The organism is Streptomyces sp. NPDC059224, from assembly GCF_042754285.1.
Taxonomy (GTDB): domain Bacteria; phylum Actinomycetota; class Actinomycetes; order Streptomycetales; family Streptomycetaceae; genus Streptomyces.
Genome location: NZ_JBHZAN010000004.1, coordinates 171,628 through 189,053, shown reverse-complemented (window position 1 = coordinate 189,053; position 17,426 = coordinate 171,628). Strand labels below are relative to the sequence as shown.

13 protein-coding genes are annotated in these 17,426 nt (G+C 69.3%); 5 read left to right on the top strand and 8 right to left on the bottom strand.

The features are described from left to right. Positions 1-173 precede the first annotated feature (173 nt). From ACFXI4_RS06085 to ACFXI4_RS06070, 4 genes are all read left to right on the top strand, one after another. Positions 174-1,367 (top strand): PucR family transcriptional regulator, encoded by a 1,194-nt coding sequence (locus tag ACFXI4_RS06085; RefSeq protein ID WP_384988519.1) that lies wholly within the window; start codon positions 174-176, stop codon positions 1,365-1,367. A gap of 262 nt (positions 1,368-1,629) precedes the next feature. Further along, positions 1,630-2,472 (top strand): alpha/beta hydrolase, encoded by an 843-nt coding sequence (locus ACFXI4_RS06080; RefSeq protein WP_384988518.1) that lies wholly within the window; start codon positions 1,630-1,632, stop codon positions 2,470-2,472. A gap of 40 nt (positions 2,473-2,512) precedes the next feature. Then, positions 2,513-4,246 carry a thiamine pyrophosphate-dependent enzyme gene (locus tag ACFXI4_RS06075; protein WP_384988516.1) on the top strand — a complete coding sequence of 578 codons (1,734 nt, stop codon included), beginning with the start codon at positions 2,513-2,515 and terminating at the stop codon, positions 4,244-4,246. Positions 4,247-4,278: 32 nt separating this feature from the next. After that, on the top strand, positions 4,279-5,310 hold the full coding sequence (locus ACFXI4_RS06070; RefSeq protein ID WP_384988515.1) for a hypothetical protein: 1,032 nt from the start codon (positions 4,279-4,281) through the stop codon (positions 5,308-5,310). Between the two features lie 82 nt (positions 5,311-5,392). Here ACFXI4_RS06070 and ACFXI4_RS06065 read toward each other — a convergent pair whose 3' ends face one another. Genes ACFXI4_RS06065 through ACFXI4_RS06050 form a run of 4 tightly spaced genes read right to left on the bottom strand, consistent with a single transcriptional unit; the run spans position 5,393 to position 10,850 of the window. Next, positions 5,393-7,762 (bottom strand): beta-glucosidase, encoded by a 2,370-nt coding sequence (locus tag ACFXI4_RS06065; protein ID WP_384988514.1) that lies wholly within the window; start codon positions 7,760-7,762, stop codon positions 5,393-5,395. Positions 7,763-7,769: 7 nt separating this feature from the next. Further along, positions 7,770-8,588 carry a carbohydrate ABC transporter permease gene (locus tag ACFXI4_RS06060; protein ID WP_362718783.1) on the bottom strand — a complete coding sequence of 273 codons (819 nt, stop codon included), beginning with the start codon at positions 8,586-8,588 and terminating at the stop codon, positions 7,770-7,772. Continuing rightward, on the bottom strand, positions 8,585-9,541 hold the full coding sequence (locus ACFXI4_RS06055) for a sugar ABC transporter permease (RefSeq protein ID WP_362718780.1): 957 nt from the start codon (positions 9,539-9,541) through the stop codon (positions 8,585-8,587). The genes ACFXI4_RS06060 and ACFXI4_RS06055 overlap by 4 nt, the downstream gene beginning before the upstream one ends. Before the next feature lie 7 nt (positions 9,542-9,548). Next, positions 9,549-10,850, bottom strand: coding sequence for an ABC transporter substrate-binding protein (locus tag ACFXI4_RS06050; protein WP_384988513.1), 1,302 nt, complete (start codon positions 10,848-10,850; stop codon positions 9,549-9,551). A 143-nt stretch (positions 10,851-10,993) separates the two neighbouring features. Here ACFXI4_RS06050 and ACFXI4_RS06045 point away from each other — a divergent pair, with 143 nt between their 5' ends. Further along, a complete protein-coding gene (locus ACFXI4_RS06045; RefSeq protein WP_384988512.1) occupies positions 10,994-12,016 on the top strand; it encodes a LacI family DNA-binding transcriptional regulator in 1,023 nt (340 codons plus the stop codon). A 205-nt stretch (positions 12,017-12,221) separates the two neighbouring features. Here the strand turns inward: ACFXI4_RS06045 and ACFXI4_RS06040 are convergent, their stop codons facing one another. The 4 genes from ACFXI4_RS06040 to ACFXI4_RS06025 form a co-directional block, all read right to left on the bottom strand. After that, positions 12,222-13,532: an alpha-glucosidase/alpha-galactosidase gene (locus tag ACFXI4_RS06040; RefSeq protein ID WP_384988510.1), complete on the bottom strand. Its 1,311-nt coding sequence runs from the start codon at positions 13,530-13,532 to the stop codon at positions 12,222-12,224. 161 nt (positions 13,533-13,693) lie between these two features. Continuing rightward, on the bottom strand, positions 13,694-14,584 hold the full coding sequence (locus ACFXI4_RS06035) for a carbohydrate ABC transporter permease (RefSeq protein ID WP_362718767.1): 891 nt from the start codon (positions 14,582-14,584) through the stop codon (positions 13,694-13,696). Further along, positions 14,581-15,519: a carbohydrate ABC transporter permease gene (locus ACFXI4_RS06030; RefSeq protein WP_384988508.1), complete on the bottom strand. Its 939-nt coding sequence runs from the start codon at positions 15,517-15,519 to the stop codon at positions 14,581-14,583. Before ACFXI4_RS06030 ends, ACFXI4_RS06035 begins: the two co-directional genes overlap by 4 nt. A gap of 11 nt (positions 15,520-15,530) precedes the next feature. Continuing rightward, positions 15,531-16,859 carry an ABC transporter substrate-binding protein gene (locus ACFXI4_RS06025; protein ID WP_384988507.1) on the bottom strand — a complete coding sequence of 443 codons (1,329 nt, stop codon included), beginning with the start codon at positions 16,857-16,859 and terminating at the stop codon, positions 15,531-15,533. Between the last annotated feature and the right edge of the window lie 567 nt (positions 16,860-17,426).

Genomic DNA, 17,426 nt, shown 5'->3' with positions numbered 1-17,426 from the left:
ACGAATTCGGCCCGGCCCCCTCGCTCACCGGCCGGCATCGCACACGACGGCGTACCGGAGGACATCATCGAACCCCGAGCGACGGCCCGCCACCGGCCGTCGGCGTCCCGGATCCCGCTCCGCCGTACGTCGGCCAACGCCGGACGGCACCGAGCCGCTGGAAGGTAACACTCATGCACGACATGCCACGGGCCGGCGTCGGGCCCGCGGTGGTCAGTCGGCTGCGCAGTATTCTCCACGGTCTCGACAGCGAGTTGCTGGTGCGACAGGTGACCTGCGAGCTGAGCGGCACTCCGGCGGGCCGGATAGCCGGACGCGGCTGCCCGCCGGGAGTCATGGGGGACATCATCCGTCGTAGCCTCGAACTGGTCAGGAACTGGCTGCTGAACGGGCAGGGGCCCGACGAGAACGTGCTGTCGGACCTGTACGAGACGGCGCGCGAGGCAGCACGGCACGGAGTCGGTGCCGAGGCTGTGATACGTGCCTGCTGTGGGACGGCCAGGGCGGTGCGAAGCACCGTGCTCCAAGCCGTCCCGCCCGAGGGCGGAACCTGTCTCCTGCCTCACCTCGATGTTCCGTGGGCGTTCCTCGACGTCGCCCTGACGACGGTCACGCGGGCGTTCGCCGACCAACGGGACCTGCCGTCCGCCGACGGCAACTCCCGTGCTGCGACACTGTTCGCACGGATCTGTGCCGGGGCGGCGACGACCATCGAGGACCTGGACAGGGCTGAGCGTCTGGGATTCGACCTTGCCGGGCCGTACGGTCCCTTCGTCGCGGCCATCGACGGTGGCTCGGCCGCGGCCCATGCGGGCCTGGCGGCGCGCATCCGGTCCACGGGCGCACTCGCCTACGCGGAGGGGCACCGCGTGGCCGGCCTGACCGGGCCGGACTTCGACTGGGGCGGTTTCCTCGTGGACAGGACTCTGATCCTTGCCGCTGAGCCGGTCACCGGAGACCGCGCGCTCGCGGAGGCCGTCGGCAACATGCACGATCTCGTCACTCTCGCGGGCCGGGCCGGACGCCGTGGACGCATCCTCGTGGACGACTACCTGACAGAACTCATGCTCGCCAACTCCCCGCGACTGGCGGAAGACATCGTGCGGCGGGTTCTCGGCCCGCTGGACACAGAGGACCCCTCCGGGGCGTTGTCGCACACACTGCGGAGCCTTGCCGGGCACGGTTTCAACCGGACGGCGACAGCCGCGGCGCTCCCGGCCCACCGCAACACCCTGCTCTATCGCATCAACCGGATCGAGAGGCTGTCCGGCCTCGACCTCGACCGGCACGCACATCGCGAACTCGCCCGGCTCGCCGTGGTCTGGGAGGACACCGTTCGGGCGGCCGCCCCCGTCAGGCACGCGTGAGAACCACCGGCGGCGGTCGCGCCGCCGGGTCCTGTTCTCGGCAAACGGTCCGGCCGCGGACCGGGCAACGGTGGCACGTGGCGGGTACCGCTCGCCGTCGAGGCCATCGACTCCGCCGGTCTCGTGGTGAGTCACCACGCACGACGGGGGCCGCGATCGTTGGGCCCGTGCACAGCGCGTGTGCGGACATGCTGACCACGGCAGGACCGAACCCGCCGGGTGCCCACCCGGGCGGCTGCCGCACCGACGGAAGGACGCCGGCATGACTTCTGCGCCGCAGACGATCGTCTTGATCCATGGCCTGTGGATGACTCCGCTCGCCTGGGAGCACTGGGTGACCAGGTACGAGGAGCGGGGCTTCACCGTGCTCACGCCCGGGTACCCCGGGATAGAGCCGGGCGAGGCGGGGGTGGCAGCGCTCCGTGAGGACGCCTCCGCCGTCGCCGGTGTCGGGGTGCGCGAGGTGATGGACCACCTCACCCAGGTCATCGAGGAACTCGATACTCCGCCGATCATCATGGGTCACTCGTTCGGCGGGACGTTCGCTCAGCTCCTGGTAGGCGCCGGGCTCGGCGCGGCCGGGGTGTCGATCGACGGCGCCGCGGTCAAGGGCGTCAACGCGATGCCCTTCTCCGAGCTCCGCTCCGTCTTCCCCGTCTTGAAGGACCCGGCGAACGTACACCGGGCCGTTCCCCTGACGCCCGGGCAGTTCCACTACGCCTTCACCAACACGCTGAAGGAGGAAGACTCCCGGCGGGCCTACGACCGGTACGCGGTGCCGACGCCGGCACGCATCCTCTTCCAGGGCGGTTTCGCGGCTGTCACCCCGCACGCGACCACGACCTTCGACTTCTCCGATGACGACAGGGCGCCGCTGCTGTTCGTCTCCGGTGGCAGCGACCACATCCTGCCTCCCGCCGTCCAGCGGCAGAACTACGAGAAGAACGCGAAGCACTCGACGGCGGTCACCGCCCATACCCTCTTCGAGGGCCGCGATCACTTCACCTGCGGCGAGCCCGGATGGGAAGTCGTCGCCGACCACGTCCTCGACTGGGCCCTGAACCCGCGTGCCGGAATCCTCGACGCACCGACCGGCGAACGCTGACGGCGGCCGACGAGACCCGACGAGAAAGGAGACCCCCGCCATGTCGAGGACGGTGGCCGACGGTCTGTGGGAGATGCTGGTCAGCGCAGGCGTGCGGCGCTGCTACGGAATCGTGGGCGATGCGCTCAACCCGGTGGTCGACGCGATGCGTCGCAACGGCCAGGTGGACTTCGTGCACGTGCGCAACGAGGAGTTCGGCGTTTTCGCCGCGGTCGCCGAGGCGAAGCTGACCGGCCGTCCCGTCGCGGTGTGCGGAACGGCCGGTCCCGGGGTGGCACACCTGATCAACGGCATGCTGGACGCCCTCAAGGAGGGGGTGCCCGTCATCGTCCTGGCCGGCGACACCGAAACCGGCCTGATGGACACCGAGACCGTCGAGGAGCTGAATCCGTATCGGTTCTTCGCACCCGCATCGGTGTACGTGGGCCGACTGGTCAGTCCCGCGCAGCTCCGCACGGTCGTCACCTCGGCCGTGACGGCCGCCGTGACCCGCGGCGGTCCCGCCGTCGTCGCACTGCCCGGGGACATAGCGGCCGCCGCCGCGCGGAAGGACGACTACCGGATCCGGCTGCCTCGCCCCGTGCGCGCACCGGCCTGCGCGGAGGACCTCGCCGCCATGGCCGAGATGATCAACGCGTCGGCGACGGTCGCGGTCTTCGGCGGCCAGGGCTGCGCCGGCGCGCACGCCGAGGTGACGGCACTCGCGGGAAAGCTGAGCGCGCCCGTCGGGTACTCGCTCAAGGGCAAACAGTTCCTCGAACACGACAACGCGAACGCGGTCGGGATGACCGGACTCCTCGGCTACGGCGGCTGTCATCACGCACTCCACAACGCCGACGTGCTGCTGATGCTCGGCACGGACTTCCCCTTCAGCGATTTCCTGCCGCACCGCGGGACCAGGATCATCCAGGTCGACCGGAACCCGGAACGGCTGGGCCGCCGGGTACCGGTGTCGCTGGGGGTCACCGGCGACGTACGGACCACCGTGTCCGCGCTGCTGCCACTGGTCGAGCCGAAACCCGACGGCGGGTTCCTCACCCGCTGCGTGGAGGAGACCGAGCGATTCCATCGCAAGGCACAGCACTACACGGACAAGGGCCCGCGCATCACACCGATCAGGCCCGAGTTCCTCGCCGCCACCCTCAGCGACCTGGCCGACGACGACGCGCTGTTCTTCGCCGACACCGGGACCCCGGTCATCTGGGCCGCCCGGCACATCAAGTACGGCCCAGAACGCCGGCTGTTCGGATCGTTCTCCTGGGCGTCGATGGCCACCGCCTCACCCGGTGCGTTCGGTGCCCAGCTCGCCTTCCCGGGCAGGCAGACCATCGCGCTGTGCGGTGACGGCGGATTCACCATGCTGGCGCTCGGGGACCTCCTGACCGAAGTACAGCGTCGGCTGCCCGTCGTGCACATCGTCTTCAACAACAGCGGCCTGGACTTCGTCAAGATCGAGCAACAGGAAGCCGGCTTCGTGCCGTTCGGCACCGACTTCGCCAATCCGGACTTCGCCGCCGTCGCCGAGGCCATGGGTGCCAAAGGCATCCGCATCGAAGACCCCGACGATGTCGAGGACGGCCTCGCGGCCGCGCTGGCGCACACGGGAGGCCCCGTGGTCGTCGATGTCCTCGTCGACCCCTACGCGCTCACCGTCCCGGCCCACGTACCCGCCCGCACCGCCGCCGGATTCACCCTCAGCGCGGCGCGGCAGATCCTCGCCGGCCGACTCGACGACGTCATCGACACCGCCGCCCACAATGCCCGGCTCATCTGAACAACCGCGCCGACGGAAGAGGAAGACCCACGATGACAGGCACCCACGACCATCCGTCGGCCGCCGCGGAGGCGTCACCCGGTTGGCGTGAGATCTACCTCGAAGGCTCACCCGAGGCCGAGGAGGCTCACTTCCGGGACCTGGCGGACATCGTCGTCGGCCTCCAACGGACCAATAGGCGGGAATCCGGCTCGCGGGTATCCCGCCGCACCTTCCACGCCAAGATCGTCGTCGGAGTGGACAACGCCGAACTCGCCTTCCGGGCCGATCTGCCCGATGGCCTCGGCGCCGGCGACTTCACCGCCGGTGCGCGGCTGCCGGCCGTCGTCCGCCTGTCCAACGCCAGCGGTGTCGCCGGCCCCGACGGCAGTCCCGATCTCCGGGGCGCCGCACTGAAGATCACTCTTCCCGACGGCAGTCGTCACGACCTGCTCATGACCAGCTATCCGGTCTCCCACGCCCGCAACGCCACCCAGTTCGTGGAGATCGCCGAGATCGGAGCCGGTCCCAAGGACCAGGTCCGGGCGCGCCTGGTGGCAAAGTTCGGCCGTGCGGAGACTGCGCGCATCCTCGACAACCTCAGGCAGGCCAACCGTCCGTCGGCGAGCCTCGCCCTGGAGTCCTACTGGAGCCGCGGGGCCGTGCTGTGGGGGGACACCGGACCCGTCAGGTTTCGCCTCAGTCCGGCCGGAGCCGCGAGCCCCGCGTCCGCCCTCCCGCCGGGTTCGCCCGACGGACTGCGCGCGGACTTCGCCGACCGGCTGAACAACGCGCCGGTGCACTTCGCCCTCCATGTCCAGAAGTACGTCAGCGAGGGACTGACCCCGATCGAGGACGGGGCGGTCGAGTGGAAGGAAGACGACTCGCCTTGGCACCACGTCGCCACCTTGACGATTCCCGCCCAGGATCTCTCCGGCCATAGGGGCCGGGCCACCCGCGACCGCGTCGACGCACTCGCGTTCAACCCCTGGCACGCCCCCGCGGACTTCCGCCCGCTCGGCAACCTCAACCGCGCCCGCCGTACGGTCTACACGGCCAGCGCGAGAGAGTGGCACGCCCGGTAGCGCATACGGACCGGGGCACCGGAACGCTCGGCCGGGATTCCCCGGCCGAGCGTTCCGCAAGAGCATGACACTCAGTTCCGGCTCATTCGTCGTGAACGGGCTGCTGGACGAAGGTGGCGTGGAACCGGCGGGTTTCGTCCACGACACGGACGGGCCCGGTCAGGGTGACCGTCGCCGTCAGGTGAGCGGCCGTGCTCGACGACGCCAGGCGGAACTCCAGGTCGCCCGGCTCAACGATGCGGTGGCCGTCATGACCGGTGAAGGAAGCGACGTCGGCGGGGACGGTCAGGTGCAGACGACGGGCTTCGCCCGGCGTGAGGGACACCCTGCTGTAGCCGACGAGGCGCTGTACCGGCTGGACGACGGAGGCCGTGGGGTCGTGGAGGTAGAGCTGCACGATTTCGGTGCCGGCCCGGTCGCCCGTGTTGCGGATGGTGAAGGCGATGGTGAACTCGTCCTCGGTCGAGGCCTGCCGGGACGCCACCGTGAGGTCGCTCCAGGCGAAGGTCGTATAGCTGAGTCCGTGGCCGAAGCCGAACGCCGGGGTCGGGTCGATGTTGGAGACATCGCTGGCCTGGGCCAGGCGGGCGCCGAGATATGTGGTCGGCTGGGCGCCGGGACTCCGGGGCACGCTGACGGGCAGGCGCCCGGAGGGATTGGTCCGGCCGCTGAGCACGCCGGCGATCGCCCGGGTGCCTTCGGCTCCGGGGAAGAAGGACTGGACGAGCGCCGCGGATTCGTCCGCCGCGCGACCGAGGGCATAGGGCCGGCCCGCGAGGAGGACGGTGACGACCGGACGCCCGGAGTCGAGCAGCGCGTCGAGGAGTTGCTGCTGGGCGCCGGGGAGAACGAGGGATTCGGTGTCGCAGCCTTCGCCACTGGTGCCACGCCCGAACAGGCCCGCGCGGTCGCCCAGGACAGCGATGACGAGGTCCGCGTCGCGGGCCGCGTCCACCGCCGCGTCGATCCCGGAGAGGTCGCCGTCGTCGATGCCCGTACCGTGGGCAAGGGTGATGTCCGCGTCGGGGAACTCGGCCGCAAGGGTGGCGTGGAAGGTGGGCAGGTCGATGCCGATGGGAACGTCCGGGTGCTGGACGCCGACGTGCATGGGGAACGAATAGCAGCCCAGTACGGCGGTGGCTTCCGCCGCGTTGGGACCGACCAGGGCGATGCGGCGCGGCGCCGCCAGGGGCAGCACACCGTCGTTGCTGAGGAGGACCACGGCCTTCTCGGCCATCTCCCGGGCCAGTTCGCGGTTCGAGGGAGGATCCAGGTCGACCTTGCCGCGCAGGGCGTCCGGGTCGTCGAGATCGGTGCCGCGCAATGCGGCCGGCACCGGATCCCAGTCGGGGTCCAACATGCCGAGCTGGGCCTTTTGGTGGAGAACTCGACTGAGGGCACCGTCGATGAGGGACTCCGGGATCCGGCCGTCCTTGACGGCCTGGACGAGTGGTTCACCGAAGGTCTTGACGCTGGGCAGTTCGACGTCGACGCCGGCCGTGAGGGCGGTGCTCGCGGCGCCGGCCCAGTCTGCCGCGACACCGTGGAGGGTCTTCAGGAAGGCGATGCCGAAGTAGTCGGCCACGACCGTCCCGTCGAATCCCCAGGTGTCACGGAGCAGGCCGGTCAGCAACTGCCTGTCAGCGGCGGCGGGTACACCGTCGTTGTCGTTGTAGGCGTGCATGACGGAGCGGGCGCCGCCCTCCCGTACGGCCATTTCGAACGGAGGCAGCAGGACGTCGGCCCGCTCGCGTGGCCCGATCGCGGCGGGAGCGAGGTTGCGTCCCGCGCGGGACGCGGAGTAGCCCACGAAATGCTTGAGGGTGGCGATGATTCCCGCCGACTCCAGACCCTGCACGTACGCGGTGCCGATGGTGGCCACGAGGTAGGGGTCCTCGCCGATCGTCTCTTCCACACGACCCCAGCGAGCGTCGCGCACTACGTCGAGGACCGGCGCGAGTCCCTGGTGGATGCCGACGGAGCGCATGTCACGACCGATGGCCGCAGCCATGCGGCGCACGGTCTCGGGGTCGAACGTGGCGCCCCAGGAGAGCGGGACGGGGTAGGCGGTGGCCCCCCAGGCCGCGAAGCCGGCCAGGCACTCCTCGTGCGCGAGAGCGGGGATTCCGAAGCGGTTCGCCGCGACGATGCGACTCTGGGTGCGATGCAGGGAAAGCGCCCCGAGTGCGGGGTCGACGGGCGCGGTTCCGAAGGGCCGGGTCAGCTGCCCCAGCCCGGTGGGCATCAGCGCCGTGAGGTCGACGGCTTCCTCCATGTCGTGCTGATGGGGAGCCACCTCGTCGCCCTGGGCGGAGGCGCCGACCCACACGCCGTACAGCTGGGCCGTCTTCTCCTCCAGGGTCATGGCCTCGATCAGGGACGCCACTCTGGTGGCGAGGGGTCGGGCCGGATCGTTCCACGGAGGGGTCGGGGGGGAGGTCTCTACAGCCACGTGGCGGTCACTTTCCTCCGACGCCCATCAGGCCCTGGACCAGGGCGCGACGGGCGAACAGGTAGATGAGCAGGACGGGCACCATGGACAGCATCACGGCGCCGAGAAGGCCGGGGATGTCGATGCCGTGTTCGGTCTGGAAGTTGTAAAGACCCAGCGTGATCACCTTGGTCGACTCGGACTGGGTCAGCACGAGCGGGAAGAGGAACCCGTTCCATGCCTGGAGCGCCGAGAACACGGTGATCGTGGACAGGCCTCCGCGCGAGAGGGGAACGACCAACTGGAAGAACATGCGCCGTGGAGTCGCTCCGTCCACCGCCATGGCTTCGAACAGTTCGGGAGAGATGTCCCGCATGGTGCCGCTGAGGATCAGAGCGGACATCGGCAGGCAGAAGGCCGCTGTCGGCAGGATGACGCCCAGCAGGTTGTCGTACAGCCCTGCTTTGCTGATGAGGTAGAACATCGGCACGATCACGGCCTGGGCCGGAATGGCAAGGCCCAGCAGGAACAGGCGGAAGACCAGTGAGGTCACCTTGCTGCGGCTGCGGACGATGGCGTACGCGAGCGGCGGCACGAGCACCAGTACCAGTCCGGCCACGGCCGCCGTGACGGCGATCGTGTTGAGGAAGTACCGGCCGAAGCCGGTGTCGAACGCGTTGAGGTAGTTGTCGAAGGTGAAGCTGTCGGGCACCGACACGGGGCCGTTCGCGGCGTAGTCGCCGCGGGTGCGCAGGGTTGCGGCGAGCATCACGTAGAGCGGCAGTCCGACCAGGAACAGCCAGACGGCGGATCCGACGCCGGCCACGTAGTTGGGGCGGCGCCTCATGACACTCCCTCCATGGTGCTGCGCATCTTGTCGTAGCCCGACACCCGCACGACGATGAGCGAGATGACGGTGGAGGCCACGACCAGGGTGAGGGCAATGGCGGCACCGGCGCCGAAATCGAACCCCTTGAAGGCCTTCTCGTACATGTAGTAGGCGCTGATGGTGGTGTCGGTGCCGGGTCCGCCCTGCGTGAGGATGAGGACGGTCTCGAACGTCGTCAGACCACCGACGGTCATCAGAATCACCGAGGTGATCATCGAGTTGCGCAGTTGCGGCAGCGTGATGTGGAAGAACTGCCGGTAGCGCCCCGCTCCGTCGATCTCCGCGGCCTGGTAGAGCACTTGCGGGACGGCTCGGGCGGCACCCTGATAGATCAGGGTGTGGAAGGGGGTGAACTGCCAGGTGCTCACGAACGCCAGCACACCGATGGCCGTGACCTGCTTGCCGAACAGGTTCCCGTCACCGAACAGCCAGGTGGCGTCCGCGGGGATGCCGAAATTGGGGTCGAGCAGAGCTCGCCAGAGCACGGAGACCGCGGTGCCCGACAGCAGCAGCGGGACGAAGTAGATGACGGACAGCACGGCGCGATTGCGCTGGTAGCCGGCGGCCCAGACGCCCAGGACGATGCTGAGTGGTGTCTGTACGAGGATGCCGAGGGCGGTCAGGACCAGGGTCACCCAGATGCTCTTGAGCATCACGGGGTCGTCCAGGAGACGTGACCAGTTGTCCATGCCCACGAACTGGGGCGACCCGAGCCCGTTCCAGGTCATGAACGACAGCACCGCGACCATGATCAGCGGAACGATCGCGAAGACGGCGAAGAACAGGGCGGCGGGCAGAGCCCAGCCGAAGCCGGGTCTCGCCACGTTTGCTGTTGACGAGCCGGTCGCCCGCCGCCGGGTCTCCTTGTGGGACCCGACGGCGGGCTGGGTGCTCGTGATCTGTGTAGTCATGAGCCGTTCATTCGCTCGGAAGTGCCTGCATAGCCTTGATGAAGCCGTCCGCGTCGAGCTGGCCGTCGAAGAACTGCTGCACGGCCTGCTGGATCGGAGTCCCCGCGGCCGGCGGATACGCCTGGTCCCAGGACAGCTGGAACGCGGGAGCTTTGGCGACCAGGTTGTACTGGAAGCGCGAGTAGTCGGGGTTGGCCGAGGAGGCCAGGAAGGACTCGGTGTTCGTGGTCGTCGGCAGGTTGCCGATGGCCAGCTGCGCCTTCACGAACTCGTCCGAGTACATCAGCTTCAGGAACTTGGCCGCGGCATCGGGGTACTTGGTCTTCCGCAGCACCGAGTAGAAGTTGTTGGTGTTTCCGACGACGTCGGCGGCGTCTCCCTTGCCGCCCGGAATGGTCGGGAACGACGTGTAGCCGAGGTCCTTCTCCGCGAAGCTCTTGGCGTCCGTCTGCTGCTGGGCGTAGTACCACGAACCCATGAGTTCGAAGCCGGCCTTGCCGGAGGCGAGGAGTGCCGGCGAGGCGCCGTTGGTGTACTTCACCGAGTCGTAGTTCTTCCCGAAGGCGCCGGCGTCCACGAGGTCCCTGAGCATGCTCAGCGCCTTCTTGCTGTCGGCGCTCTCCCATGCCGACTTGTCACCCTCGATGGCCTTCTGGAACAGGCCCGGTCCGGCGATGCGGTCGTAGAGGTACTCGAACCACATGAGGGTCGGCCACCTGTCGCCGCCGCCCAGCGCGATCGGGGTGACACCTTGGGCCTTGAGCTTCTTGACCGCGGTGAGCAGTTCGTCCCAGGTCTGGGGCGGTGTGATCCCCGCGTTCTCGAGGACCTTCTTGTTGTGGAACAGCAGGACGGGCTGGGTGCCGCGCATCGGGACGCCGTACGGCTTGCCGTCGACCACGGCGCTGTTGAAGACCGCGGGCAGGAACTTCGACTTCAGGTCAGGGTTCTTCGCGATGAAACCGTCCAGCGGCAGCAGCAGATCGGCCTTGACGAACGGCTGGATGCTGCCGCCGCCCCAGTTGAAGAAGATGTCCGGGGCCTGCGGGGTGTTGATGATCGTCTGCAGCTTCTGCTGGTAGTCGGCCCCAGGGATGGTGTCGAGGACGGCCTTGACGTCAGACGTCTTGTTGAACGTGCTGACTATTTGCTTCTCGACCCTGTTGCTGGCGTCCCCGTAGACCAGAACGTGAATCTTGCCGTCGCTCGACGACTGGTCGTTGCCGTTGCCGCAGGCGGCCAGGGGGAGCGCCAGGGCGAGCGTCGCACCGCAGGCGACCAGTCTGGGCAAGCGCGCGCGTGTCTTCATCGTGTGGAGCCCTTCGAAAGTTTCGGCCTCATTACCGAAAGTCAATGCGCTGGGGACACTAGGACAGGCCTGAGGCTCGGTCAACAGTCATGCACGCACTGGCTCAAACCGTTACGGGCGTTGCGCGCCTATATCCTGCGGACATGGGCAAGGAAGGCAAGACCAGCAGTAGAGTGACCCTGGCCGAGGTGGCGAGAGTTACCGGCGTCTCGCTGCCGACAGTTTCGAAGGTGATCAACGGTCGTTCGGACGTCTCCCCGGTGACTCGGGCCAAGGTCGAGAGAGCTCTGGAGACCCACGGGTACCGTCGGCGGCCTCGGACGCCGTCCCGGCCCGCCCTTGTTGAACTGGTGTTCCACGAGCTGGAGAGCATCTGGGCGATGGAGCTGATCAAGGGGGTGGAGCAGGTCGCGAGGGACAACCACGCCACCGTGGTCCTCACCGTGAGCGGCACGCGGCATGCGATCGGACCGGAGTGGCTCGAAGGGGTGCTGCGAAGAAGACCCGTGGGCGTCGTCCTGGTCTTCTCCACGCTTCCCCAGGACGTCAGACAGCGGCTCAGGTCGGCGGCCATTCCCTTCGTTGTCGTCGACCCCGCGGGCGACCCCGACCCCGACGTGCCTTCGGTGGGCTCGGCGAACTGGGCCGGCGGTCTCGCGGCCACCCGGCATCTCACGGCACAGAACCACCGGCGGGTCGCGATCGTCACCGGACCCGGGGACATGTTGTGCTCACGGGCCCGCCTCGACGGTTATCGCTCGGCCATGGCGATGGCGTCCCTGGACGTGGACCCGCGGCTGGTGCGCTTCGGCGACTTCCATGTGCAGGGCGGCTTCGAGCACGCGATGAGCCTGCTGGACGGGCCGGACCGGCCGACGGCGATCTTCGCGGGGAGCGACCTTCAGGCGCTGGGCGTGCTGGAGGCGGCCCGGGTCAAAGGACTGCGCGTACCAGAGGACCTGTCGGTGGTCGGCTACGACGACGTGCCGCTCGCGCAGTGGTCGAGCCCGCCGCTCACCACGGTGCACCAGCCTCTTCGGCGCATGGCCGAGGAGGCGTCCCGCATGCTGTTCGGCCCTGATGAGGCCGGCAAGGCCGCCCAGCGTATCGAGCTGGCCACGCACTTGGTGGAGCGACAGAGCACGGCCCCGCCCCTCGGGTCGTGAGGAGCGCGCCCGGTCCCACGGCACCGGTGGGGTGACGGCGGCGAACCTCCCGGAGTTCCGGCGCGGGAAGAACTCCCCGGTCGGCCACGACGGAGACCGGCCGTGCGGGACGAGGACACGGCCGCCGGCGCGGATTCTCCCCGGGCCGTCGGCACCTGGCACGGGCGGTGGTCCGGCATGCCGGTGGCCCACCGCCCGCGGTCGCTCACGAACCCAGACGGGCGCGCAGTCCAGGCTGGAGGAACTCGCCGTGAGCGGTGACCATGTCGTCGCAAAGGCGCCAGATGTCCTCGACCGGCAGGGCCGCGGCTGTGGCGGGGTCGGTCATCGCCGCGTGCCTGATGTGCCGCGGGTCGTCCTCGATCGCCGCCCGCACCACCAGGTCGTTCGCGCTCAGGTAGGTGCGGTTGAGTGCCGCGAGCTGGGGCGGGAGGGAGCCGATGCGGGTGGGCTGGACGCCCAGCGAGTCCACCAGGCACGGCACCTCGACGGTCCCGTGTGCGGGCAGATTGTCGATCAGCGCCCGGTTGGGGACGTTGCCGTAGACCGTGCGCGGGGTGCCGGTCACCATACTGTGGATGATCTGGGGCGCGTACTCCATCGTCCCCTCGACGGCGACCGGTGTCCCGGCGGCCAGCGCGTCGCGGGTCCTCTCGTACGTGGCGACGTTCTCGTCGACGATCTTGAGGTACTCGCCGATCGGCAGCCGCAGCCGTTCGACCTCGCTGTCGTGGTGCAGGTACCAGGGAACGTACTCGGAGGAGTGCTCGCTGGTCTCCGTGGGATAGTAGCCGAGCCGGCGGTACATGTCGACTCGGACCCTGCGCAGCAACTGGTCGTCGGAGGCGATCAGTTCGTCCAGCCTCGGGTACAGGCTCCGGCCCTGGTGCTCGAACCGCAGCACCCATGCCTGGTGGTTGACGCCAGCGGCGTGGTAACTGATCTCCTCGTAGGGGACCTTGACCAGGTCGGCGAGATCGCGCAGCGTCCAGTACACCGAGTGGCACAGACCCACCACTCGGGTCAGGCCGGTGGCCTGGGTCAGGTACTGGACGTTCATGGCCATGGGATTGGTGTAGTTCAGCAGCCAGGCCTGCGGGCAGACCTCGGAGATGTCCCGCCCCAGATCCCTGAGGAACGGGAACGTCCGCAGGGCGCGGAAGATACCCCCGATGCCGAGCGTGTCGCCGATGGTCTGGCGCACGCCGTGGCGGGCCGGTACCTCGAAGTCGGTCCGGGTGGCCTCGCCCATGCCGATCTGCACGATGTTGATGACGAAGTCGGCGTCGGCCAGGGCTCTGCGGCGGTCGGTGTCCGCGGTGACGTCCGGCGTGGCGCCGAGGGTGTCGGCGATGCGTACGGCAGCGGCGTGCGCGGTGGCCAGCCGCTCGGTGTCGATGTCGTGCAGCGCGATGCGCGCGGACTTCAGTTCGGGGAACGCGAGGAGGTCGGCGAGCAGTCCCTGGGTGAAGACGACGCTGCCTGCGCCGATGAAGGCGATCTTGGGGATGGTCATACCGGGGTTTCCTCGGTCTCGGAAGGGCGGGCGAGGACGTCGTCCCGCGGGGGCTGTGCGGTCGTACCGGCGTGGGCACGGGGGGATGGGGGTTCGCGGATGTCGGTGGCGTGCGGCACTGAGGTGTTCCTGCCTGAGTGGTGGGTCGGAGACGAGCGGGATCAGCCCTTGAGACCGGTGGAGGTGATGGACTGGATGAACGCCTTCTGCGCGCCGAGGAAGGCGAGCAGGACCGGCAGCACGGTGATGACGTTCCCGGCCATCACGGCCGCCCACTGGGTGTGGTGCTGTCCCTGGAAGGTCGTGAGGCCGAGCTGGAGCGTGTACTGGGTGTCGTGGTTGACGGCGATCAGGGGCCAGGTCAGGTCGTTCCAGGTGCTGAGAAACGTCAGGACGGCGACCGTGCTGAGGGCGGGCCGGGACAGCGGAAGCACGATCCGCCACAGCACGTGCAGCCGTGAGCAGCCGTCGATCCAGGCGGCTTCCTCCAGCTCGCGAGGCAGCGAGAGGAAGAACTGGCGCAGCAGGAACACCGAGAAGGGCGTGACGAGGGACGGTACGATCAGCGCGCCGAGGGTGTCGATGAGGCCGAGCTGCTTCATCACCAGGAAGGTGGGAATCATCGTCAGCTGGAACGGGATCGCCATCGTGGCCAGCATCAGGCCCAGCAGCAGCCGGGAGCCGGCGAACCGCATCCGGGCGAACGCGTAGCCGCCCAGGGTGCCGAGCACGAGGTTCGCGGTGACCGTGACGAGGCTGACGACGAACGAGTTGGCGAACCAGTGGGGGAACATCGCGTTGCCGAGCACATAGCGGTAGCCGCCCAGGTCCAGATGGGAGGGCCACAGCGCCGGCGGGAAGCGGTTGATCTCCGCGTTGCTCATCACCGAACTGAGCGCCAGCCAGATCAGTGGCACCGCGAACAGCAGGGCCAGCGGCGCGAGCAGCAGGTGCCAGGGGCTGAAAGGCAGTCGTCGGCGCCGCCGGCCAACTGCGGACCGGGCGGCCAGTGCGGCCTGCGCGGCCTCGGGCGGGGCGGAGACGGCGGTCATGCGGTGGCTCCCCGGACTCGGCGGCGGGCGATCTGGAGGATCAGGCCGATCAGGCCCAGTGCCGCGGCCAGTACGTAGGCCGAGGCGGCGCCGTACCCTGCGGTGGCGTTCTTGAAGGCCTGCTCCCAGATGAAGTAGACGATCACGGTGGTGGATCCGAGGGGTCCGCCCTTGGTGGTGACGTACACGAGGTCGAACGTCTGCAGGGCCTCGATGGTCTGCCACAGCAGCAGGAACACCGTGACGGGCCTGAGCGTGGGCAGCATGACGTGCCGCAGGATCCGGAAGCGGCCGGCCCCGTCCAGCCGGGCCGCCTCGATCAGCGAGGCGGGTACGTCCTGCAGCGCCGCGAGGTAGATGACCATGCAGAAGCCGGTGCCGCTCCACAGACTGATCGCGACCAGCACGGGCAGCGCCTGGGACGGGTCGTTGAGGAAACCCTGCGGCGGGATGCCGAGGTAGTGCAGTACCGCGTTGGCCGCGCCGAACTGCGCGTCCAGGATGAACGAGAACAGCACGCCCTGCGCAGCGGAGGAGATCACGAACGGGACGAAGAACAGGGTGCGGTAGAGCCCGACGAAGCGGATGCGCCGGTTCAGGGCGAGGGCGAGCAGCAGCCCCACCACCATGCTCGCCGGCACGTACAGCGCGGTGTAGAGCAGGGTGTTGCGTACCGCCTGGCTGAAGTGGGGGTCCTGGGCGAGGGCGCGGTAGTTGTCCAGGCCCACCCAGCGGCTCCGTGTGACGAGGTCGTCCGCCTGGAAGGACAGCAGCAGCGACCAGATGATGGGCACCACGCTGAGACCAAGGATGATCAGGACCGCGGGCGACACGAACGTCCAGGCCATCGCGGACTCGGCGGCCCGTCTGCGGCGCAGGGCGAGCCGGTTGTCCGGGGGCCGGGCCAGGGTGATCGGGGTGGGCACTCGGGACACGGCGGATCTCCTCAGCGGGGTATGAGCAGTGCGGCGTTGGCGTCGGCGGCGCAGGAGCGCAAGGCCTGGGCGGGACTGCTCCGGCCCAGCAGCACGGCGACGACGGCCTGCCCGAGGGCCTGCGAGATCTGCGGGTAGGCGGCGTGCACGGGGCGTACCCGGGCCGAGTCCAGTGCCTTGGTGAACACGTCCAGGCCCTCGGTGTCGTTCTCCTGGTGCTGCCAGGCGGGCAGGTCGCGGGTGCGGCGGCTGAGCGGGAGGCTGCCCGCGTCGATGTCCCAGTGCACGTCCTGTGCGGGCTGCATCAGCCAGCTCACGAAGGTCTTGGCGGCCTTCGTGCGGGCCGCGCCGTTGTCGAACACCGTCCAGGTGTCGGGTCCGCTGATGGTCACCGGCCGGCCGGAGAAGGTGGGCAGCGGGACGACGTGGTAGTCGATCTCCGCCTGCCGGATGTCGGGGAGCTGCCAGGGTCCGGTGACGGCCATGCCCATCCGGTTCGACAGGAAGACCTGGTACATCTGCTCGCTGCCCGGCTTCGGGTCGACGTAGACGCTTTTGTCCCGGGCGAGGGCGGCCACCACCTCCAGGGCACGGGTCCCGGTGTCGCCGAACCCGATGTGCTTGCCGTCGTCGGCGACGACGTCCCCGCCGAGGTCCCAGATCAGGGGCCACATGCGCCAGACGGTGTCCTCGTCGCCGACGCCGGGCCAGCCGGTGCCGAAGCGGCCGCGGTCGCTGTCGGTCAGCGCCTTGGCGGTGGCGACGAAGTCGTCCCAGCGCCAGCCCGGTTCGGGCAGTGGCAGGCCGGCCTGCCGGAAGAGCCTCCGGTTGCAGACCACCGCGAGCGAGTCCAGCATCGCGGGCGCGGCGCGTACCTGGCCGCTGACGGTCACGGCCTGGCGGGCCGGCGCCCAGTAGTTCGTCCAGGGCGTGCCGGCATGACCGACCATGTCCGTGAGGTCGGCGACCTGAGGGCTGTGGGCGACACTCGCCAGGTCGGAGCCGAAGACGTAGGCGATGTCCGGGTAGGAGCCGGCGGCGAGGGCGGCCGTCACCTTCTGGAGCATCGCGTCGGCGAGCACTCCGCCGCCCAGCTCCACCCGGATACGGGGATGGCTCCGCATGAACGAGGCCACCAGGGATTCCAGGGCCTTCTTGCCGGTGTCGGTCTGCCCGTGCCACATCTCGATCGTCACGGTGCCGTCGGCGCTCACGCCGTCGTCGCTGCCCACCGCGCAGCCGGAGGCCGACAGGCCCGCGGCCGCCGTGGTGGCCAGAGCTGCGCCGGCGCGCAGCACGTCACGGCGCGGCGGCTGTGCGCTGCGGGTGACCGCGTACATGGGTACCTCCCGTGTGGAGCTGTGGGACACGCGCCGTGCGTGAGGGATGCGTCCGGTATCGGGCGGCCGGAACGCCGTGGGGCGGTGCTCAGCGTCGGGCGCGGAGCGAGAGGGACGGTCGGCGCACCGTTGACGCGCTGTGTGACCGGGTGGGGTGGCCCGCGGCGGAACTGCGGATACGTATCATGTCCAAGCCCCAGAACATGGTGGGTACGTCCCCGCCTCGGACACCGACATGGTCCAGGTCCTGGCGACTCAGTCCGGACTCCTGGCGCGTGGTCAGCTACCGGCTGGGCGTACCTCTGCCGCCGAGTGCTGTGACTGCGGCGTTGGCCAGGAGTTAAACGATGGTGACGGGTAGCTGTCAAGAGGCAAGCGGTGATTGGATATGCGTGAAACACCGGTGAAACCTGCATGACTGAGTATCACGTCTGCACGAGCCGCCAGCCCCGCGAGCTGTCGTGGGGGGGGGGGGGGGGCCCCCCCGCCGCCGGCGGCACCGGGTGGGGGGGGGGGGCGGGGGGGGGTTGTGCGGGGGGGGGGGGGCCGCCCGTGGGGGGGGAGGTG